The sequence below is a fragment of the Paraburkholderia sp. SECH2 genome, assembly GCF_030464795.1.
Lineage (GTDB): Bacteria > Pseudomonadota > Gammaproteobacteria > Burkholderiales > Burkholderiaceae > Paraburkholderia > Paraburkholderia aspalathi.
The window spans coordinates 128,939-149,609 of the sequence record NZ_JALPRH010000020.1 but is presented as its reverse complement, the minus strand read 5'-3'; the positions used below and the strand labels follow the sequence as shown (position 1 = coordinate 149,609).

At 62.5% G+C, this 20,671-nt stretch carries 20 protein-coding genes, 1 pseudogene and 1 riboswitch; of the genes and pseudogenes, 9 read left to right on the top strand and 12 right to left on the bottom strand.

Annotated features, from left to right (window positions below):
- Positions 1-96: 96 nt before the first annotated feature.
- The 5 genes from M0D66_RS27585 to M0D66_RS27565 all read right to left on the bottom strand — a co-directional run bounded on the left by M0D66_RS27585 (position 97) and on the right by M0D66_RS27565 (position 2,470).
- Positions 97-546 (bottom strand): response regulator, encoded by a 450-nt coding sequence (locus M0D66_RS27585; protein ID WP_200651129.1) that lies wholly within the window; start codon positions 544-546, stop codon positions 97-99.
- Positions 546-1,178, bottom strand: a complete 633-nt coding sequence (locus tag M0D66_RS27580) for a response regulator transcription factor (RefSeq protein WP_054039761.1) — start codon at positions 1,176-1,178, stop codon at positions 546-548. Before M0D66_RS27580 ends, M0D66_RS27585 begins: the two co-directional genes overlap by 1 nt.
- Before the next feature lie 183 nt (positions 1,179-1,361).
- A complete protein-coding gene (locus M0D66_RS27575) occupies positions 1,362-1,934 on the bottom strand; it encodes a bacterioferritin (RefSeq protein WP_200651128.1) in 573 nt (190 codons plus the stop codon).
- An 88-nt stretch (positions 1,935-2,022) separates the two neighbouring features.
- Complete coding sequence (locus M0D66_RS27570) at positions 2,023-2,184, bottom strand: DUF1328 domain-containing protein (RefSeq protein WP_006052455.1); 162 nt, start codon at positions 2,182-2,184, stop codon at positions 2,023-2,025.
- A 109-nt stretch (positions 2,185-2,293) separates the two neighbouring features.
- Positions 2,294-2,470: a DUF1328 domain-containing protein gene (locus tag M0D66_RS27565; protein WP_200651127.1), complete on the bottom strand. Its 177-nt coding sequence runs from the start codon at positions 2,468-2,470 to the stop codon at positions 2,294-2,296.
- A 247-nt stretch (positions 2,471-2,717) separates the two neighbouring features.
- Here M0D66_RS27565 and M0D66_RS27560 point away from each other — a divergent pair, with 247 nt between their 5' ends.
- Together M0D66_RS27560 and M0D66_RS27555 are read left to right on the top strand one after the other, a co-directional pair.
- Positions 2,718-4,121, top strand: coding sequence for a sensor histidine kinase (locus tag M0D66_RS27560; RefSeq protein ID WP_234489194.1), 1,404 nt, complete (start codon positions 2,718-2,720; stop codon positions 4,119-4,121).
- A gap of 235 nt (positions 4,122-4,356) precedes the next feature.
- Positions 4,357-4,491 (top strand): entericidin A/B family lipoprotein, encoded by a 135-nt coding sequence (locus M0D66_RS27555; RefSeq protein WP_012433647.1) that lies wholly within the window; start codon positions 4,357-4,359, stop codon positions 4,489-4,491.
- Positions 4,492-4,708: 217 nt separating this feature from the next.
- Here the strand turns inward: M0D66_RS27555 and M0D66_RS27550 are convergent, their stop codons facing one another.
- Positions 4,709-5,503, bottom strand: a complete 795-nt coding sequence (locus M0D66_RS27550; RefSeq protein WP_093643024.1) for a DUF4397 domain-containing protein — start codon at positions 5,501-5,503, stop codon at positions 4,709-4,711.
- Positions 5,504-5,866: 363 nt separating this feature from the next.
- Between M0D66_RS27550 and M0D66_RS27545 the strand changes: the two are divergent.
- A pseudogene (locus tag M0D66_RS27545) lies at positions 5,867-7,928 on the top strand (FAD-dependent oxidoreductase).
- Between the two features lie 43 nt (positions 7,929-7,971).
- Here M0D66_RS27545 and M0D66_RS27540 read toward each other — a convergent pair.
- The 6 genes from M0D66_RS27540 to M0D66_RS27515 all read right to left on the bottom strand — a co-directional run bounded on the left by M0D66_RS27540 (position 7,972) and on the right by M0D66_RS27515 (position 12,682).
- Positions 7,972-8,913: an EamA family transporter gene (locus M0D66_RS27540; protein ID WP_211708671.1), complete on the bottom strand. Its 942-nt coding sequence runs from the start codon at positions 8,911-8,913 to the stop codon at positions 7,972-7,974.
- A 366-nt stretch (positions 8,914-9,279) separates the two neighbouring features.
- The gene (locus tag M0D66_RS27535; RefSeq protein WP_054039770.1) at positions 9,280-9,528 is read right to left on the bottom strand and encodes a pentapeptide MXKDX repeat protein; all 249 of its coding nucleotides are present in this window, start codon (positions 9,526-9,528) and stop codon (positions 9,280-9,282) included.
- Between the two features lie 127 nt (positions 9,529-9,655).
- Positions 9,656-10,459 (bottom strand): molybdopterin-dependent oxidoreductase, encoded by an 804-nt coding sequence (locus M0D66_RS27530; protein ID WP_244869936.1) that lies wholly within the window; start codon positions 10,457-10,459, stop codon positions 9,656-9,658.
- Positions 10,460-10,509: 50 nt separating this feature from the next.
- Positions 10,510-11,148: a cytochrome b/b6 domain-containing protein gene (locus M0D66_RS27525; RefSeq protein ID WP_211708672.1), complete on the bottom strand. Its 639-nt coding sequence runs from the start codon at positions 11,146-11,148 to the stop codon at positions 10,510-10,512.
- Positions 11,149-11,193: 45 nt separating this feature from the next.
- Positions 11,194-12,024 carry a thioredoxin family protein gene (locus M0D66_RS27520; RefSeq protein WP_266212137.1) on the bottom strand — a complete coding sequence of 277 codons (831 nt, stop codon included), beginning with the start codon at positions 12,022-12,024 and terminating at the stop codon, positions 11,194-11,196.
- A 190-nt stretch (positions 12,025-12,214) separates the two neighbouring features.
- Positions 12,215-12,682, bottom strand: a complete 468-nt coding sequence (locus M0D66_RS27515; protein WP_244869937.1) for a hypothetical protein — start codon at positions 12,680-12,682, stop codon at positions 12,215-12,217.
- Positions 12,683-13,210: 528 nt separating this feature from the next.
- On the opposite strand from M0D66_RS27515, the gene M0D66_RS27510 reads away from it, so the two are divergent.
- The 6 genes from M0D66_RS27510 to M0D66_RS27485 all read left to right on the top strand — a co-directional run bounded on the left by M0D66_RS27510 (position 13,211) and on the right by M0D66_RS27485 (position 20,347).
- Positions 13,211-13,621, top strand: a complete 411-nt coding sequence (locus tag M0D66_RS27510) for a GreA/GreB family elongation factor (protein WP_093643048.1) — start codon at positions 13,211-13,213, stop codon at positions 13,619-13,621.
- A gap of 153 nt (positions 13,622-13,774) precedes the next feature.
- Positions 13,775-13,893: riboswitch (TPP riboswitch) on the top strand.
- A gap of 92 nt (positions 13,894-13,985) precedes the next feature.
- Positions 13,986-15,917, top strand: a complete 1,932-nt coding sequence (thiC, locus tag M0D66_RS27505; protein WP_266212135.1) for a phosphomethylpyrimidine synthase ThiC — start codon at positions 13,986-13,988, stop codon at positions 15,915-15,917.
- Positions 15,918-16,196: 279 nt separating this feature from the next.
- Positions 16,197-16,409 carry a glycine zipper 2TM domain-containing protein gene (locus tag M0D66_RS27500; RefSeq protein WP_093643054.1) on the top strand — a complete coding sequence of 71 codons (213 nt, stop codon included), beginning with the start codon at positions 16,197-16,199 and terminating at the stop codon, positions 16,407-16,409.
- A 160-nt stretch (positions 16,410-16,569) separates the two neighbouring features.
- Positions 16,570-17,064 carry a hypothetical protein gene (locus M0D66_RS27495; protein WP_266212134.1) on the top strand — a complete coding sequence of 165 codons (495 nt, stop codon included), beginning with the start codon at positions 16,570-16,572 and terminating at the stop codon, positions 17,062-17,064.
- A 403-nt stretch (positions 17,065-17,467) separates the two neighbouring features.
- Positions 17,468-19,066: an L-lactate permease gene (locus M0D66_RS27490; protein WP_200621968.1), complete on the top strand. Its 1,599-nt coding sequence runs from the start codon at positions 17,468-17,470 to the stop codon at positions 19,064-19,066.
- A gap of 354 nt (positions 19,067-19,420) precedes the next feature.
- A complete protein-coding gene (locus M0D66_RS27485; protein WP_266212133.1) occupies positions 19,421-20,347 on the top strand; it encodes a DMT family transporter in 927 nt (308 codons plus the stop codon).
- Positions 20,348-20,671 lie beyond the last annotated feature (324 nt).

Sequence of the window (20,671 nt, the reverse complement as noted above, 5' to 3'; positions counted from 1 at the left end):
CCCCGCACAGGGGGAACGCTAATAGACCACTAACAAAACAAGGAAAGGCCAAAGCCCCAGGAACACAGACAAAAAAGGCCCCACAAAACAACCCCATCACCCAGCGCCCCGCGCAAAAGCATACTCATGCAGAGCATCGATCACCCGATCAAACTCGAACGACTTGTCATAGAAGTGCCGAACGCCATACTGTTCACAGCGCTCCCGATAAGCCGGCAACGCATGATTCGTCAACACCGCAGCGAAAATCGACTCGACCATTCCCTCGCGCTGCAGGTAAGCGAGCACCGGCACCCCCGAGCCCTGCTTTAACTGCAAGTCCACGATCACCGCATCAAAAGCCTCATCGCTCAACAAAGCAATCGCCTGATCAGCCGAATCCGCATACGCGGCCACCTGCAGCAGACCCGATGCATCGATGGCCTCGACGAGACTCCTGCGTATCAGCGGCGAATCCTCGATCAGCAGCACGCGCAACGGCGCGCGACTGGCTGGTCCGGCATCAATGTTCGATTCGCTGTTCATCGGTGTATCTCGACCATTCATTATTCGATCAAGCCATTCTTGATCGCGTAATAAGTCAGATCGGCATTGTTCGCCAACCGCATCTTCTCCAGCACGCGAGCCCGGTAAGTACTCACGGTCTTCACCGACAAATGCAATTCTTCCGCAATGTCGGTCGGAATCTGTCCCGCTGCGAGCTTGCAGAATATCTGGAACTCGCGCTCCGAGAGTGCTTCGTGGGGCCGTCCCACCGCCGGCTTGTCAAGGTTGTCGGCCAGCGTGTCGGCCACGGCCTCCGACAGATAACGATGCCCGCGCGCCACCGCGCGGATCGCCCGCACAATCTCCTCGGGCTCGCAGTCTTTATTCAGGTAGCCGTTGGCGCCCGCGCGCAGCAGGTTGATCGCGTATTGGCTCTCCGGATATCCCGACAGAATCAGTACGCCCTGCTCCGGGCGCACCTGCCTGATCACACGCAACGTGTCGATGCCGTTCTTGTCCGGCATCGCGATGTCGAGCAACACCACGTCGAACGCCTGCTCCCGCACAAGGCTGATGGTTTCGTCGCCGGTCGAGGCTTCGGCCGCGACGCACATGTCCGGCTCGTCAGCGACGAACTGCCGGAAACCACCTCGGACGATCGCATGGTCGTCAGCTATCAGCACTCGAATCATCAGTTTGGCGTCCGTGCAACAGGATTGCTCCAATGCAGACATTGTAATGACCTCCGGCACCGTCTTTGCCGAAGACCGATATGCACAGCGTAGCGGTGCATCGAACCATACCGGCGCGGGAAAGCATCCAGCCCTTCCGCGCCGCCCTTGCCGCCCGATCAGGCGTCCGCCTTTCAACCGCGTTTACTCGCGGCCGTCAAGCAGGTCCGCCATATCATCGGCGTGCTCCTCTTCGACAGCAAGAATTTCTTCAAACAGCCGGCGCGTCGTCACGTCCTTCTCGCCGAGATAATGCACGATCTCACGATACGTATCGATTGCAATACGCTCGGCAATCAGGTTTTCGCGAATCATGTCCGTCAGATTACTGCCTTCCTTATATTCCGAATGCGAGCGCGTCTTCAGGCCCTCCGGTGCAAAATCCGGCTCGCCGCCAAGCTGCACGATACGCTCGGCGATGCGGTCGGCGTGCTCCTGCTCCTCCGCTGCATGTGCCGCGAATTCCGCCGCCACGCCCTCGGAGTTGATGCCCTTGGCCATGAAGTGATGCCGTTTATAACGCAGCACGCAGACGATTTCAGTGGCCAGCGAATCATTAAGCAGTTTCAGCACCGTCTCACGGTCCGCACCGTAGCTTTGCGTGACCGGACCATCCGACATATGCTTGCGGGCGTCTTCACGGATCTTTTTGATGTCCATCACGAACGACCCGTTGGATTGAGATGCTGCGCTTTGAGCGCCAGAAGCCTTCGCCATTGAGATTCTCCTTTATCCGGTATTTGGGGGAACTGCGTATCCCGCACGAATCGCGCCTGATACGCCCGTTTAAGGAAGGCGCATTCGTCTACGTTCGGAATACGCCGAGCAGCAGCGTGACCACGAACACGACAAGGAAGATGTAGAACAGGATCTTCGCGATTTCGGCCGCACCCGCGGCGATTCCGGTAAAACCGAACACGGCTGCGATGATCGCAATCACGAAAAAGACGATGGCATAGTGAAGCATGGCGACTCTCCTTGTTGGTATCTGCATCAAGAAACTCTGAGGCGAACCCGAAGCGAAGCGCTCCCTCACAACCGGCGGGAACAGCACGCAAGCGCCTCATCGAACGGCGCTAATCGACAACCTTCTTCGTGACTACGAAGCCGAGCACGAGGAACACCACGCACAGAATCACGAACACCATAAACAGGAACTTTGCGATCACCGCTGCGCCCGCAGCTACGCCGGTAAAGCCAAGCAGGCCGGCGATCACCGCCACGACGGCGAAGAACAATGCCCATTTCAACATGATGGCTTCCTCCAGAATCAGTCAATGAACGATCAGGTTCATCCTATCGATCGTCGACGCTGGGCGCATTCCGACGTGCTCCGTTTTTCGTGTGAGAATCCGCTTACACGGGATTACGGCGGCGTTACGCCGCCTGCTCCATCGTCGAGCCCGGCGGGCGTTACACTGATGCTCACCTCAGGAGCCAAAAGTGCTGAACGTGTCGAACACGCATAAATCAGGGGCCACCGTGCGGCTGGGCGACTGGATGCGCAATCGCAGTTGGGCCATCGCGATGACCGTGGCAATCGTCATCACCGTGGGCGGGCTCGTAATTCTCGAAACCGCGCGCCAACGCATTGCCGCTGAATACGAAACGGCACTCGAAGCGCGCGACGTCACGGTTCAATTGAGCACGCTCGCAAGCCAGCTATCCCGCCTCAACGCCCACCAGAGCGATTTTCTTCTGACGAAGCAGGACTCATCTGCTCAAGGCTTTTGCGCAACCGCCGTACAGATACGGCAGAACGAACAGCAGCTAAGCCGGTTTTACCGCGGTGGCAAGGCGGACAGCGCCGAGCTCGCGAGCTTCACCCAGATCGTCGCGCTGATCGACGCGCGCATCGGCGCGGGCGCTGCTGCATTGCAACGCGCGACAACGAATTCGCTCGATCTCTCCGCCTGCGGCAGTGCCGGCGAGGCCAATCCGGCGGATGCCACTCTGGTCGACAGCACGCTCACGCTGCTGCGCGACAACGAGGAGCGCCGCGCGCAGCACGCGCTCGACGCAAGCCGCGCCGACCAGCGTATCTCCACGCTGTGCGCGGCGGCGCTGTCTGCGCTCAACATCGTGCTGTTCATCCTGCTGTTTCGCAATCTCGGCATCCAGATGAACCGGCAGGCGCGCGTGCAGCGTCAACTGATCACGCAACAGGAAGAGCTCGACCAGCTTGTCAACGAACGCACGCGTCAGCTCGAGGCGCTCGGCTGGCACTTGCAGGCCGTCAGCGAAAACGAAAAGACGCAGCTCGCGCGCGAACTGCACGACGAACTCGGCGCCATTCTGACTGCGAGCAAAATGGATGTGGCCTGGGCCAACCGCAAACTGAAGGACAGTGCCCCGGATATCTCCGAGAAACTCAAGCGCGCGCTCGCCAATCTCGACCAGGGCATTGCGCTGAAGCGCCGCATCATCGAAGACATGCGGCCCACCGTGCTGGCGAACTTCGGGCTCGTCACTGCCTTGCGCACGCTTGCCGACGAAGCCGCGCAGCGCAACAACTGGACGCTCGAATCGCACTTGCCCGCCGACGATATCCAGCTCGACGAGCAAACCGAAATCGCGCTCTTTCGCGTCGCGCAGGAGTCGCTCACGAACGCCGCCAAGTATGCACGGGCCTCGAAGGTGTCGATCGCCCTGCAGGTCGGCGACGGTGAGGTGGCGCTGCGTATCGCGGACAACGGCGTCGGCATCACGCCCGCCGATCTTCAGCGCACGCACACCCATGGGCTGCTCGGCATGCGCCAGCGGGTTGCCGCGCACGGCGGGCGCTTCGATATCCAGCGCGGCGCGCCGAATGGCACCGACATCCATGTGGTGATGCCGAGTGTCAGCACGGCCACGCCGTCAGTGGATCTGCCGCCGTCGACCCCGTCGCGAACAGCCGTCTAGCAGGGCTTTGCGGCACATTGCAATAGCCGGTGTAGGACTGCGCCGACGCAAACACCGGAGCACGCCTACAACAAAATCGCAGCGCAACCGACAGCGCCGCCTCCGCCCTTTTTTTAACATGCAATCAGACCGGATCGACTGGCGTAAGCCCCGGTCGGACGACAGCTAGCCGGGCTAGCGCGTGCCGTACAGGATGGGCACGTCAACCGATGCATTCTCGACAAGGAGAACTTTCATGAATCGACTGATCGCTTTGCTTCTCATTGCAGGGACGGCTGCGCTCGCCGGTTGCAACACGATGGCGGGGGCTGGGCAGGATATTTCGAAGGGTGGCAACGCCATCACGAATTCAGCCGAGCAAGCCAAGTAAGTTAGCGGCAACGGATCGACTGCGCGGCGCCTCACGGCGCCTTGCCATGCAGGGATTCCACAGCCCGTCGCGGGAAACCGCGGCGGGCTTTTTTTATAGTCGGCTCCGCAAACAAAACAAAGCGGCGACCCACTTTCGTGGATCGCCGCTCTGTCCTCCCTGAGACTGCCGCTTATCGTATCTATCGACTGCTATGCACGCATGCGGGTTCGCGAGCTTATTGACCCGTCAGCGTGTTCGTGAGTTCAACGCTCGGCGTGCCGGTGTTGCCGTTCTGTGCGATCAGCAAATGGATCTGCCCCGGCACGAGCTGGCTCAGCGCACCGGCGATCGGCACCGACGTCACCAGCCAGTCGGCGTTGTTCGCCAGCGAGAAAGCCGACGACTGGAAGATCGGCGTCTTGCTGCCCGCCACCGTCGCGATCAACACGTACTGGCCGCCGGACACATAGATCGAATCCTGGCCGCTTGCCGGCACCGCGTTCTTGAACGACACGCCCGCCATCGTCGGGCTGACATTGCTGATGTCAGTGCTGGTCGACTGAACCAGATACAGGTCGAGATTGGTCGCGTTAGCCGATGCATTGAAGCCGCGCAGGCGCGCGCTATTCGAGAGCAGCCCCTTGTCGAACGGATCGTCGATCAGGCCGATATCCGGCGCCGTTGCACCCGGCAGAGCCAGCACCGTGTATTCATGGCCCTTCGCAACATCGGGGAAGTTACCGCTCGCCAACGCGGTCGTCGTGCCGGTGTTCGAGTACGCGACGGAGGTCGAACCCGTGTTGATGTTGGTCAGGTTCGTTACGCCCTTATAGCTGATGTTCGTCTGTCCCGAAGGTGCGGTACCGTTCACGAGAAAGTCCACTGCTGGCCCGCCAGGAATTGCGTGGATGAAATGGATCTCCGGATTCGTCAGACCGAGTTCCTTGCCTACGTCGCTGCCGCTGCCACCGCATGCGGCAAGGACAGATGCAACAGCGGCCACAGCCGCCATGGTTCGGATCGTTTTCATTGTGTTCCACCTATATCGATGTTGGGCTCTCGAGCCGTTAATTTGCGAGCGCCCGGCCTCGGACATCGCGCCGCCTGGAAACCTTGTTCGTTGGTCGTTAGAACGGCTCCAGGCTGGCTCTCCGAAATGAAGCGCCCCCTCCCTCTCCCTGCTGCACGTCGCGCCCGTGCTGGTGAGCGGCGTGGTCCGTGTCGATGGACGCTCGAACTCAGCAATGCGTGTGCCGCGGGTTCGATAGGGCTTCCGGCATCAGACGAATGGCTTACGGAGCAACGCGTTGCGCGGATTAGAATTTTTCCTCGGAGGGTTGGCACGTTTCGCGGTGTATTGTTCGCGCACAACCATACTTACACGGCCCCCTGCATGTCTTACCAACACTTACTCGCTGAACTCGACCTCGGCTTTACCCGCTTGCGCAATCGCGTGGTAATGGGTTCGATGCATACCGGCATGGAGGATCGCTTCTGGAATTACCCGAAACTGGCCGAGTATTTCCGTGAGCGCGCGAAAGGCGGCGTCGGTCTGATCGTCACGGGCGGCATCTCGCCGAACCGGCAAGGCTGGCTGCTGCCCTTCGGCGGCACGCTGAACTCGGTGTTCGATCTGCGCAATCACCGCTTGCTGACCGAGGCCGTGCATGCCGAAGGCGGCAAGATCGCGTTGCAGATCCTGCATGCGGGCCGCTATGGGTATCAGCCTTTTGTCGTGTCGGCCTCGGCGCTCAAGTCGCCGATCTCGAAGTTCAAACCACGCGCGCTCACTGAAGCCGGCATTGCGCGGACCGTGCGCGACTATGCCCGCTGCGCGCGCCTTGCCCAGCGCGCCGGCTACGACGGCATCGAGATCATGGGCAGCGAAGGCTATCTGCTCAACCAGTTCCTCTGCCCGCGCACGAACCGGCGTACCGACCGCTACGGCGGCAGCATCGAGAACCGCATGCGGCTCGCGCGCGAGATTGTCGAGCGCGTGCGCGCGGTGTGCGGCGAACGCTTTATCGTGGTGTACCGGCTCTCGTTGATCGATCTGGTCGAAGGCGGCAACACGTGGGAAGAAACCGTGCAGGTCGCCCAGGCGCTCGAAGCCGCCGGCGTCACGATGTTCAACACCGGAATCGGCTGGCATGAAGCGCGGGTGCCGACGATCGTGACCTCGGTGCCGCGTGCTGCATTCGCTGCGTTGAGCGCGCGGTTGAAGGCTGCCGTCAAGGTGCCGGTGATCGTGTCGAACCGCATCAACACGCCCGAGGTCGCCGAAGAACTGCTCGCTCAGGGAGCGGGCGATCTGGTGTCGATGGCAAGGCCGCTTCTCGCCGACCCCGAGTTCGTAAAGAAAACCGCCGAAGGACGCGCGCACGAAATCAACACCTGTATCGCCTGCAATCAGGCTTGCCTCGATCACACGTTCAAGAACCAGCGTGCAAGTTGCCTCGTGAATCCCCGTGCGGGACGCGAGACCGAGCTGGTCTACCGGCCGGTCTCGCCCCCCCCCCCCCCCCCCCCCCCCCCCCCCCCCCCCCCCCCCCCCCCCCCCCCCCGTCGCGGCCTCACGCGGGCATCGCGTGACCTTATTCGATGCGAGCGCAACCATCGGCGGCCAGTTCAATCTCGCGATGCGCGTGCCGGGCAAGGAAGAGTTCAGCGAAACGATCCGCTATTTTCAGAGCCAGTTGGAACGGCATCGCGTCGACGTGCGCCTCGATACGCGCGTCGATCCCGCTCTGCTCGCGGCAGGCGGTTACGACGATGTGATCATCGCCACGGGCATCGTGCCGCGGAGCCCGGCGATCACAGGTATTAACGGGCCTAACGTGCTGTCTTATGTGGATGTGCTGCGCGGTGCGCCGGTGGGACGCCGCGTGGCGGTGATCGGTGCGGGCGGGATCGGCTTCGATGTCAGCGAGTTTTTGCTGCATCGTTCCGGCGACCCTCTGCCCGTGCCACGCGATACATGGCTCGATGAATGGGGTGTCGATCTTACGGTGAGGGAACGCGGTGGTTTGAAACCGCCGGCGCCGGCAGAGCCATTCCGTGAGATCTGGTTGCTGCAGCGTAAGGCCGGCAAGCTCGGTATGGGGCTCGGCAAGACCTCCGGCTGGGTGCATCGCGCGACGCTGGCCAGAAACGGCGTGAAGATGCTCGGCGGCGTGTCGTATCAGGAGATCAGCGAACGCGGGTTGAAGATCGCGCGTGAAGGGATCGAGGAATGGCTTGAAGTGGACACGATCGTCGTGTGCGCGGGACAGGAATCGCTGCGCGATCTGCATCCGGAGACGGCGGCACAAACTGCGGATAGGAAAAACAGCGCGAATGGTGCGAACGACTCAAACGCTCCGCGCTATCACCTGATCGGCGGCGCCAAGGTCGCGACCGAACTGGATGCGAAACGCGCGATTCGCGAGGGTGCGGAGGTAGCGGCAGCGCTCTGAGCCAGTGAGCCAATGGAGAGCGGAGGCGGCCGCGCCGCCCTCCTTAAGCGAGCCCCTTCTTCCGGTAATCGAACCAGAAAGACAGCCCCACGCTGGCCAGAATCACGATCGTCGCGATGACCGTCGAACGCGTTACCGGCTCGCCGAGCAACAACGCGCCGAGCGCCACCGCCACCACCGGATTCACGTACATGCAACTGCTGGCGATGATCGGACTCGTATGCCGGATCAGGAAGCCGTACGCGACGTAGGCGGTCATCGTGCCGACCAGCATCAGGTAGACGAAGGCCAGCACCGGCAGAAAATGCACTTCCATCATGCGCTCGCCGGACACCCAGGCGACCATCGTCGACATTGCGCCACCGAGGCCGATCTGCAGCGACGTCGACAGAAACAGGTCCGACGGCAGCTTCAGCCGCCCGGCCAGATGCGCGCCGCCGGCCCAGAAAAGCGCACCGCACAGGATCGCCAGACTGCCGCCCGCCGATCCCGGCGCAGTGTCGCCGTGACTCAGGATCGCGATGCCCACCAGCCCAAGGCCAACTGCGAACCACTCGCCTCTGCCGATCTTGCGCCCCGCCACCGCCGCGATCACCGTTGCGAACAGCGGCACGGTCGCGACCATCACGGCTGCGGTGCCGGTGCCGACCGTGCGCATGCCGTAGGCCAGCATGCCGCTCGACAGGCCGACCAGCATCGTGCCGACAAGACCGGCATTGCGGATTTCACCCGCACTCGGCCAGACCGGATTGCGGCGCGCCGCGAAGATGAAAAGCCCTATCCCGGCAAACAGATTGCGCAAGCCGGAGAGCAGCAAGGGCGGAAACGAACCCAGCGCGACGTGCACGGCGAGATACGTCGAACCCCATACGAGATAGACGACGGCGAGCGCGAGCGCGATCTGTCCATTGCGGGAATGCGGCAAACGGATGGGAAAACTACGCGGGAAACCACGCGAAAAGCGGCTGGGGAGTTGCGGCGCCATACGTTCAAACCGCCCATGCCGCTCGAGGTGCTGCGCCCCCGCTGAAGACCCTGTGACGGGATGGCGGACACCGCATCGGCGATGCGGTCTGACGGGCGAGGCTGGCGGACATGTCGGTGGAACGGAAGGACGATAGATGGCCAATGGGGCCACAACGCCGCGGCAATCGATGGGAATCGAGCCACGGCTGACACACGCCAAATGTTGGGCGCGCATCGCATTATGCAGTAAGCGCCCACCGCGTCGCCTGAAAGAATCGTAACTTTTTTGCGTGCTTGCAACAGAAAAGCCGGGGACGTATCCCCGGCTTTGGGCTCACCTGTGACACCGGCGCTCAAGCTATGCAACCGGCATCGCCGGCAATGCTCAGTTGGCCATGGCGCCCGACGCTTCGTGCTTCATGCCCATCGCGTCGCTGCCCTTTTTCATCTTGTCGTGCTTCATCGTGTTCTTCTTCATGCTGTCCTTCGACATGGTGTCTTTGGACATCGAATCCTTCGACATCGTGTCCTTGGACATTGCATCGTTGGACATTGCGCCGCTGGCCTGCGCGAACGCGGCGCCGCCGCTGGTCAGGAGGGCGACGGCCATTGCTGCGATTGCGAACTTTTTCATGGGATGACTCCGTTTTGTAGTGGATAAACCTGAACCGGCTTCTGGCTTCTACCTTGCGCCGGGTACTTCCGAAGCTTCTGCCGCCCGGGGTCGCGCGTCCGGCATTGCACGCGCCGACCCGCGCGCGTCAGGAGCCTCCGAACCAGTTGTAGCCCTGGTCGACCCAATAGCCGCCGGGATACGCGTTAGTGACGAACATCTCGACGATGTGCTTCGGATTCTTGTAGCCGAGCTTGGTCGGCATGCGCAGCTTCATCGGGAAGCCGTACTTCGCGGGCAGACGCTCGCCGTCGTATTCGAAGGTCAGGAGCGTTTGCGGATGCAGCGCGGTCGGCATGTCGATGCTTTCGTAGTAGTCGTCCGCGCATTTGAAGCCGACGTACTTCGCGCTCGTATCCGCGCCGATGCGCCGCAGAAAATCGGCAAACGGCGTGCCGCCCCAGCGGCCGATCGCGCTCCAGCCTTCCACGCAGATATGCCGCGTGATCTGCTCGGCATGCGGCAGCGCGTACAACTCGGGCAAGGTCCAGACGCGTTGACCGGTGACGAGACCGCTGATCTTCAGCTTGTAGTCGGAGGGGTCGACATCAGGGACGTCGTCGATACCGTAGAACGCATTGAACGGAAACGGACGCGTGATTTGCGCTTCCGTGTAGGTCGGCGCGAGCTGCTTCGGATCGAATAGTGCGGCCTGTGCGCGGTCGTTCAGGCGCGACACGGCCGTCAGGAATGCGGTGACCGAATCGTTGTCGGTGAGCGAGCAGCCCGTCAGCATCGACAGACCGCCGAGCGTCAGAAGCCGTTTACCGAACAGGCGCCGCGACGGCATCGCGAGTTCGCGCCGGGCGTCGATCAGGATCGATTCGCGGTCGAGCTTATCGTCAGGCATGGCGGCGAACTTTCGATCGGGTTGTGTATTGGGTCGGGTCATGGTTCGATGTCCTTAGGCTTGGCGTGTCCGCTTATCCGTGTATCCGCGGCCTAGCGTCCGCGCAGCATCGCCAGCAGCGAGCGCGGCACGAGGGCTACCATCACCAGATGCACGGCAATAAACGCAGCCATCAGCGACATGGCGCAGAAGTGGACGATGCGTGCGTTGTCGTAGCCGCCCATCAACTCGCGCAGCAGCGGAAACTGCACCGACTTCCAGATCGCAAGGCCCGAGAGCACCAGCACGATCAGATCGCAGACGACGAACAGATAAGCGAATTTCTGCACCGCGTTATAGACACGCAGATCGGCGTGCGACAGCTTGCCGGTCAGCGCGGCGATGAAGTCGTGCAGCACGGCGCGCGGCGAGACCGGCAGGAACTTGCGCACGAAGCGCCCGCTGGCCAGATTCAGTGCGAGATACAGCAGACCGTTGAAGACCAGCAGCCACATCGCCGCGAAGTGCCACTGCAGCGCGCCCCCAAGCCAGCCGCCGAGCGTAATCGCAGGCGGAAACGTGAAGCCTTTGAAGATCGGCGAAGCGTCATAGATGCGCCAGCCGGACAGCATCATCAGGATGGCAGCGAGTGCGTTGAGCCAATGCGTGACGCGCACCCACACCGGATGAATCGTGCCGCTCCTCGGCATGACGGGCGGAGCGGTTTTGCTAAGAGCATGAGGCGTGGCCATGAGAATCTCCGATGAAATAGGGAGCGCTGCGGGGTCGTCTCGCGCTCAATTGCAGGCGGCGAGCTCGCCCACTTGCAGCACGTCGCCGGTCGCAGCGTTTTCGACAAAGGCGACGACGCCGAAGTGGTCCGCCGGAGCATTCGCATCGGCATCGTCGATACGGATATCGCGGCGGATTTGCGCGTTACCGGCGACCAGCGGCACGGGTCCGATCCATTGCCGCACGACGCGTTCGTGATGCAGCGTTGCGCCGCTGTTTTCCCCGGCTCTGACTTGCGAGTTCAACGCGTTCTGGTAAACCGCGATGTAGGCATTCAGCGGGGCCGTGGTGTTTGCCGCCTTGCTGGTGAATTGCGCGTCGACATTGAAGGCGCCTTTCGCCTGAGGTTTCAGTTCAAGCGCCACGTTCGCCTGCGCCGGTTCGGCAACGACCTGGCCGATGCGGCTCTGGAAACTGTCGCGTTGCGACCAGCTGCGCAGTTCGCGGCCTGATACGAAGATTTCAGGCGTATAGATGGTGTGGCCGCCGGCGAGGTCGGTGAGGGTCTGCTGACGTTCAGTAAAGCGATGTTGCGAGAAACGGTCGGTCCAACCGAGGCTATTCCAGTAGTCCACATGCAGCGCCAACGGCACGATGCTTTGGCTTGCACCACTGTTTTTCCACTGACTCAGCCAGTTGTCGGCGGGCGGGCAGCTGTTGCAGCCTTCGCTGCTGTAGAGCTCCACCAGCGCTACGCGGTGCGATGGGCTGTGCGACGCACACACGGCGCCTGCTGCGCTTGCAAGGCCACTGGCGAAGAGGGTTGTCAGCGCTACGGCTAGCGCGATTGCGCGAGTGACATACCGATTGCCTCGGCGGGTTCGTGCGGTTTGCATGGCGTGCTCCATCGGAATCTGCACGTTTGTCGAACCACAAGCCCGCTTATGACAGCCGGTTTTGAATTTTTATTTTTGTCTGCGTTGCTCGCCTACGGTCGAGACCGTTCCATGCTGTTTATCCCCGCGGGGCGCGGTGTGTCTGTACGCTTGCGGGCGAACCGCCCCAAAGCGCCCCGCGGAGGGTGTCTCAGTCGTAACTCACGACAACCGTCACCCGGGTATCCTGCCCGGCATTCTTCGGTGCGAGCGACAACACGCCGCCGTCGCGGCCAACGCGGTAGTGGCCGTCGCTAGCCGCACGGAACACACGTCCGCGGCTGTCGACAAAACGCTCAGTCAGCGCGTCACCGTTACGCGCTGTCGCGGCGCTATTCACCTGAAGCGCGACATCGGCGCCCGTCGCCACGCCCGGCTCAGCGCTAAAGATCAGCGTGACCGCTGAACCCGACTGATCAAGCCGCGCGCTCCTGGCATCGACACGCGCCCCGGCGGGCGCCACCGAAATCTCCAGTTGCGACGCCACGATCGCGCCCGAAAAACTGATCGTTCCGCCATTCGCGGCCACCGCCGGCATTGGCGCCGCAATGAGCGCAACCAGCGTTGCCGTCGCCGCGACCGCGCTGAGCCCCTCAAACCGCCCCATTCCAGTTTTCATCAGCACCTCTCCTTAAGCCGTCTCGAATCGCATCGCGCCATTGACGCGCTGCCCACCGCCGCTCACTCGACTGGGCAACGGCCGCCCCTACAGGCGGATTAACGGCAGCGCGACGGCGGTCTTGAACGACCCCGTGCGATATCGACACGCCGCAACGCGTATCCACGGCGCCTCCCAGCGGCGATTAAGAAGACGCCCGGCCCGTGCTAACATTCACCTTTCGATTGCGTCGATCAAGCTTGCTTTCCGACGCTCCCGCACTACTTTTCATACTCTGCCGGCTACCCCAATGCGCGTTCCGTTTTCCCGAGCCCTCACCCGCTTGCGCCCCCGCCGCGCAACCGGCTGCGCGCGCGTGGACATCGCGACGCCACACGCCGGCCAGCCGTCCCGAACGCTCCCGCTTCTCGCCGCCCGGCGCCCGATCTGACGCATTTCCCCTCCATTACCGGGGCCGCGTCGTCGGGCTCCGGGCTGATCTCATCCGTACGCCATTCCCTTACATGCAGATCAATTGGAGAACCCGTCATGAAAAAGACGAAAACCTGCTACCTCACCGAACTCGACGTCGCCCGTCTTGAAAAGCACGCAGCCGCGCCCGGCGCTGACACCAAGCTGCAAGACATGCTCGACGACGTCCTGGAGCGCGCTGTGATCGTCGAATCGCGCGACATCCCCGCGAACGTCGTCACGATGAATTCGCAAGCCACGCTGGTCGATGAAACCAGTGGCGAGCAGATGACCTGGACCGTTGTCTATCCGCCCAACGCGGACTTCGCGCACGGCCGCCTGAACGTGTTTTCGCCGGTCGGTCTTGCACTGCTCGGCGCCAAACGCGGCGAGCGCATCCGCTTCACGCCGCCGAGCGGCACGGAGAAGGTGTTGAAGCTCGAAAAGATCCTGTTTCAGCCCGAAGCCGCCGACGATTTCACGCTGTAAGCCAAAGCCATTCACGACGCAGAACGCTGCGCCGCATCATCCCCGGCAGCCCTATCACAATAAGAATAGTGCGCGGCTGACGGGCGTTATCTCCGACATCTGACTTTTTCAAGACGGGTTGCCAAGCAGCGCCCGGGCGGTGTATCGTGTGCGCTGCTAACGCGGGGGTCCTGCGTAGCGCGGAGGTTGGAGGTCCGTGTTGCGTGGGTGAGAAATACCCTTTGAACCTGATCTGGATAATGCCAGCGCAGGGAAGCGTACGGATTTCGCACCTGGTCTACCGTTTCATCTCTCGCGAATTCCGACAACTTCCGTCTCGTCTCCTGCTTAGCGGCCCCACATTGCTATGCCGAGGAGATAACGCATGAACGCCAACCCGAAGTTCCTTTCCGCCGACGCCCACGTCGATGCCGCCGCTGTCGCGCCGCTGCCGAATTCCCGCAAGGTCTACGTAACCGGCTCGCGGCCCGATATCCGCGTGCCGATGCGCGAAATTTCCCAGGCGGATACGCCGGATAGCTTCGGCGGCGAGAAGAATCCGCCGGTCTTCGTCTACGATACGTCGGGCCCCTACTCCGATCCGGAAGCCAAGATCGACATCCGCGCCGGTCTGCCCGCGCTGCGTCAAGCCTGGATCGAAGAGCGCGGCGACACCGAAGCGCTGACGGGTCTCTCGAGCGGCTTCAGCCGCGAACGCGCCGCCGATACCGCGACTGCCGATCTGCGTTTCAAAGGCCTGCACCGCACGCCGCGCCGCGCCATCGCCGGCAAGAACGTCTCGCAGATGCACTACGCGCGTAAAGGCATCATCACGCCGGAGATGGAATACATCGCGATTCGCGAGAACCAGCAACGCGCCGCGTATCTGGAAAGCCTGAAGACGAGCGGTCCGAACGGCGAAAAGCTCGCCGCGATGATGGGCCGCCAGCATCCGGGCCAGGCGTTCGGTGCGAGCGCATTCGGTCCCGATGGCCTGAAGGAAATCACCGCGGAATTCGTGCGCGAAGAAGTTGCGCGCGGCCGCGCGATCATCCCGAACAACATCAACCACCCGGAAAGCGAGCCGATGATCATCGGCCGCAACTTCCTCGTGAAGGTGAATGCGAACATCGGCAACTCGGCGGTGACCTCCTCCATCGGCGAAGAAGTCGACAAGATGACCTGGGCGATCCGCTGGGGCGGCGACACGGTGATGGATCTGTCCACCGGCAAGCACATTCACGAAACACGCGAGTGGATCATCCGCAATTCGCCGGTGCCGATCGGCACGGTGCCGATCTATCAGGCTTTGGAGAAGGTCAACGGCAAGGCCGAAGATCTGACGTGGGAAATCTTCCGCGACACGCTGATCGAACAGGCGGAACAAGGCGTCGACTACTTCACGATTCACGCGGGCGTGCGTCTGCAATACGTGCCGCTCACAGCGAAGCGTATGACGGGCATCGTCTCGCGCGGCGGCTCGATCATGGCGAAGTGGTGCCTCGCTCACCACAAGGAAAGCTTCCTGTACGAGCACTTCGAAGACATCTGCGAAATCATGAAGGCGTATGACGTAGCCTTCTCGCTCGGCGACGGTCTGCGCCCCGGTTCGATCTACGATGCCAACGACGAAGCGCAACTCGGCGAACTGAAGACGCTCGGCGAGCTCACGCAGATCGCGTGGAAGCACGACGTTCAAACCATGATCGAGGGCCCCGGCCACGTGCCGATGCAGTTGATCAAGGAGAACATGGACCTGCAACTCGAATGGTGTGACCAAGCACCGTTCTACACGCTGGGACCGTTGACGACCGACATCGCGCCGGGCTACGACCACATCACGTCGGGCATTGGCGCAGCGATGATCGGCTGGTTCGGCACGGCCATGCTCTGCTACGTCACGCCGAAGGAACACCTTGGGCTGCCGAACAAGGACGACGTCAAGACCGGCATCATCACGTACAAGCTCGCCGCGCACGCCGCCGATCTGGCGAAGGGCCATCCGGGCGCGCAGGTGCGTGACAACGCATTGTCGAAGGCGCGTTTTGAATTCCGTTGGGAAGACCAGTTCAATCTCGGTCTCGACCCGGACAAGGCACGCGAATTCCACGACGAAACCCTGCCGAAGGATTCGGCCAAGGTCGCGCACTTCTGTTCGATGTGCGGCCCGCACTTCTGCTCGATGAAGATCACGCAGGATGTGCGCGAATTCGCCGCGCAACAAGGTCTCTCCGACGACGACGCGCTGAAGAAAGGCATGGAAGTGAAGTCGATCGAGTTCATGAAGAAAGGCGCTGAGATCTATCAGCGGCAGTAAGGTAAGGATCGCGGGCGCACTAGCACGCGCCCGCCATTCGAACCGTCTGCGTCCGGTATTGCAGCACCGAAGCCCGCCACTGGCGGGCTTTTGCGTTTCTGAGCAGCCGGGCACGCCGCATGCTGACAGAAGGGAAACATTTGATTACGAAACCGACACCTTGCTGACAAGCTCACACATCCGGATACGGGCTGCGGCGATAAGATCAAATGTAAGGACGGGGGTGATTCATCCATTTCCACGAAGCATTGTCCAGACACAATGAATGGAGTCAGCATCATGAAATCGATTCGTCAACTCAGTACGTTCGCTGCGATCGTCGCGGTTGTCGCCAGTCTTTCCGCGTGTGACAACATGACCACGCGGCAACGCGATACGGTGATCGGCGCGGGTGTGGGCGGCGCCGCAGGCGGACTGATCGGCGGCAATGCACTGTCGACGATTGGCGGTGCGGCAGCCGGCGGCATCATCGGCAATCAGGTCGGCAAGTAAGCGCACGAACAGGACCAGCTTCATACAGGGGCTTCGCGAAATGCTTTGCAATGGCGTGAAATAAGCCGTTACGGTTTTGCAATCCTGTCGGCGCTGCGGCGGCGTAAGCTCAAGCCACTACGCCCCGGATGGCGGCGTGTGATGTAACCAGGAGCACGTCATGAAGTCCCCCGTCGTCAAGTCCCTTCGCGCAATCAGCCAGCGGCTGCCGCGCGGCTTGCCCCGTCTTTCCCAAACCGGCATCACGCTGGCCGGCGTGGCCTGTGTGCTGACGCTGTCCGGCTGCTACTACCCGTACGGCTACTATCCAGGCGCCTACCCGTATTACGCTTACGGCACTGTTCCAGCGAATGGCGCCCAGCAGGATGTCCCCGTAGGGACGGCCGGGGATTCGGCCACTTCGCAACAGCAGGCGCAGGCTCAGGCGGCGCAGCAGGTGCGAGCCAATTCGCAATCCCAGCCGGCCACCTACGCAGTCGCTCAGCCGCCGCCCGTGTACGTTGCCCCCGCTTATCCCGTCTACTATCCGCCGCCGGTCTACCCGGCTTATTACGGCTATCCGGGCTGGTATGGCCCGTCGGTTTCGATCGGCGTCGGTTTCGGCTGCTGTTGGGGAGGCCACGGTGGCTGGGGTGGCCACGGTCACTGGCACTGAATCCCGCAGCCGGATCTTGCTGATCTGCTTTGTCCATCCCGTGCCCGCAGCTATCGGGGCACGGGATGAACCCATGCCCCACGACGTCGTGCGCACCCCGCTGTCTGAAAGTCGGCCTAGCCGCCAGCATGCGCCATGCCGCGCCGGGAGGGTCTCGCGCGCATCATGCCGCGACGATCCCGCCACGCAAGACGCGGCGCCTCCCTCCCTCCTTCGCCCGTACTTTCCCTTCTTGACGCGCTCCAATCGGGCCCTATGCTTGGGAAAGCCACACGCAGTACCTGTTTAAATAAGCGACCCGGCTCGTCTTCGACGAGCCGCCGGCGCCCATCCGTCCTGCCCGAGCGACGCGCCCCGTAGTGCGTAGTCCCGCGTCGAATCGAACAACAACGAAGGAGACGTGATGTTTCACCAATTACTCACACCCGTCGGCAATTCGCTACCGCTCTCGTTCCTCGTCGCCGCCTTGCCGATCATCGTCGTATTGCTGTTGCTCGGCTGGGCCCGCCGGCCGGCCTGGCAGGCCTCGCTTGCGGGCCTGATCGTCGGGCTGATCGTGGCGATTTTCGTCTGGCAGTTTCCGGTTGGACTCGCGGCCGCATCAGTGGCCAACGGCGCGGTGTTCGCCTGCTGGCCGGTGATGTGGATCGTGTTCACCGCGATCCTGCTCTACAACATCTCGCAGCGCTCGGGCCGCTTCGCCGCCTTCCGCATGTGGATGATCGATAACCTGCCGAACGATCGCCGCGTGGTGCTGGTGGTGATCGGCTTTTCGTTCGGCGCGCTGCTCGAAGGGATTTCCGGCTTCGGCACGCCGGTCGCGATCACCAGTTCGCTGTTGATCCTGCTCGGTTTTCCGACCCTCGAAGCACTCACCTTCACGCTGATCTTCAACACCGCGCCGGTTGCCTTCGGCGCGCTCGGCGTGCCGATCACGGTGCTCGGCGCGGTCACGCATCTACCGGCCGATTCGCTCGCCAAGATGGTCGGCCGCCAGTTGCCTTTCTTCGCCTTCCTGCTGCCGTTCTATGTGATCGGCGTCTATGCGGGCTTTCGTAACATGCTGCGCGTGTGGCCGGTCCTGTTGGTGTCCGGTGCGAGCTTCGCGCTGACCCAGTTCATCGCGTCGAACTACGTGAACTACAGCCTGACCGACGTGCTGTCGTCGATGGTGTCGCTGATCCTCACCATCGCGTTCCTGCGCGTCTGGAAGCCCGCCGCCGATCCGAAGTTCGCGATCAACATCGATCGGGTGGGCGAGGTGCGCGGCAAGATCAGCGGCGGCCAGGGCTGGTATCCGTGGATCATCGTCTCGGCGGTGGTGATCGTCTGGACCGTCGCCAAAATCTTCCTGATCGGCGACGTCAAGCTACCGTGGCCGGGCCTCGACAAGGCGGTGTTCATCACCCTGTACAACACGCCGTACGGCGCGGTGTGGGACTTCCAGCCGCTCGCGACCGGCACGGCGATTCTGGTGGCCGCTATCATCACGACGTTCGTGACGGGGCTGAGCGCGCGCGAATTCGGCAAGGCTATTGCCGACACGTGGGTCCAGACGCGCATCGCCATTCTGACGGTGGCGACCATCGTGGCGCTCGCCTATCTGATGAACTACTCGGGACTTACCTACACGCTCGGGCTTGGTGCCGCGTCGGTCGGACCGTTCTTTCCGCTGGTGTCGGCGTTCCTCGGCTGGGTCGCGGTGTTCCTGTCCGGCAGCGATACCTCGGGCAACGCGTTGTTCGGCAATCTGCAGGTGGTGGCGGCCAATCAGCTGAATCTGAACCCGATCCTGATGGCCGCGACCAATTCGTCGGGCGGCGTGATGGGTAAGATGATCTCGCCGCAAAACATCTCGACCGGCGTGGCGACGACCGACCTCAAGGGCAAGGAAGGCGTCGTGTTCGCCAAGACCTTCAAGCATTCGATTCTGTTGACGGTGATCCTCGGCGTGCTGGTCTGGCTGCAGCAGAATTTCCTGCAGTGGATGATTCCGCATTGAGGCGCGCCTGGCCCATCGACGCAACTATTCGCGCCCACTAATTCCCTGGAGCGGGAGCTTGTGTGATGGGCCAGGATCACTGGTGCATTGCCGCAATATAATTCACGCTCCCCATGCGCCCGCCCCGCCGGGCCTGCACCGAGGGTACTCCCGCACCAATCTCATCGCAATTTTTCTCACATTAGCGTGAGAATTGCTCGTTTTGCGGCCGGCGCGACCGCGCTTACGATAACGGCTATCAGACGTCCCCCATCCCCCGAATCTTGCCGTTTCATTCCAGCCTGAAACGTTTCGCGCAATCGCGCTGCTACGATGCTCAGGCGTCTCGACTCAACCGCGCGCGGCGCCACGACAATGAATGCCAAAAACCTGCTGCAACTGCTGATCCTGGCCGCCCTGTGGGGCGCCTCGTTTCTGTTTATCCGCGTCGGCGTGACCGACTTCGGCGTCGCGCCGCTGATGGCCTTGCGCGTCGGCATCGGCGCGGCCTTTCTCGCCGTCGTCCTGATTGCACGGCGGCCGCTGCGCGAGTCCGCGACGATCCTGCGCACGCGCGCTTTTCCCTTGCTGGTGGTCGGCATCCTGAATTCCGCGGCGCCGTTCTGCCTGTTCGCGTATGCCGAGTTGACGCTGTCGGCTGGCGTGACGTCCGTGATCAATGCGACCACGCCGCTGTGGGGCGGGCTCATTGGCTTCCTGTGGCTGCGTGACCGCCTGAGCGCGCTGCGTACGCTCGGTCTCGTGATCGGCTTTCTCGGCGTCCTGATGCTGGTGTGGGATCAGATCGCCACGCCGAACGGCTCGGCCGCCACACCGGCGACCACCGCGCTCGCGGCCGCCGCCGCGCTCGGCGCCACGCTGCTTTACGGCATCGCCGCCAATTACACGAAGCGCCATCTGACCGGCGTCGACGCATTGACCGTCGCGACGGGCACGATGACCGGCGCCACCATCGTGTTGCTGCCGCTCGCCGTGATCTACTGGCCGGCCGCGCCGATCTCCCTGCACGCGTGGGGCGCGGTCATCGCGCTGGGCGTCGCGTGTACCGGCGTCGCGTACATGCTGTTCTTCCATCTGATCGCGGTGGTCGGGCCGGCACGCACGATTACGGTGACCTTCGTGATTCCGATCTTCGGCATTCTGTGGGGCGCCCTGTTTCTCGGCGAAACCGTGTCGCTGGGCATGCTGGAAGGCTGTGGCGTGATTCTCGTCGGCACCGCGCTTGCCACCGGCGTGGTCAAACGTCTGCCGTGGGTCGGCCCGCGTCGCGCCGACACCTGAAAGCCGCTTCGCACGATACGTTCGGCGCGATCCGCTTCCCGCCTCCGCGAGGGCCGCGCCGACACAGGAACACCGCCTCGCGCGACGCCTTCAACATCGCCGCCTTCCCGTCACGCACCGCTCGCCGCGTCAGCGGCCCGACAACCCGTTTCGAGCACCCAAAAAAATAGCCCGCACTCCGTTGGAGTGCGGGCGAAACCGTCGCCCTACGAGGATAGGCGACGGGGCCACTGAGGCCGCGCGCCGTGCGCGCAGGCCATCATCGGGCTAAGTACCGGTTCGTTCGCCGGTGCTGAAAGGGTCTGGGAATCGCCGACTGGACAC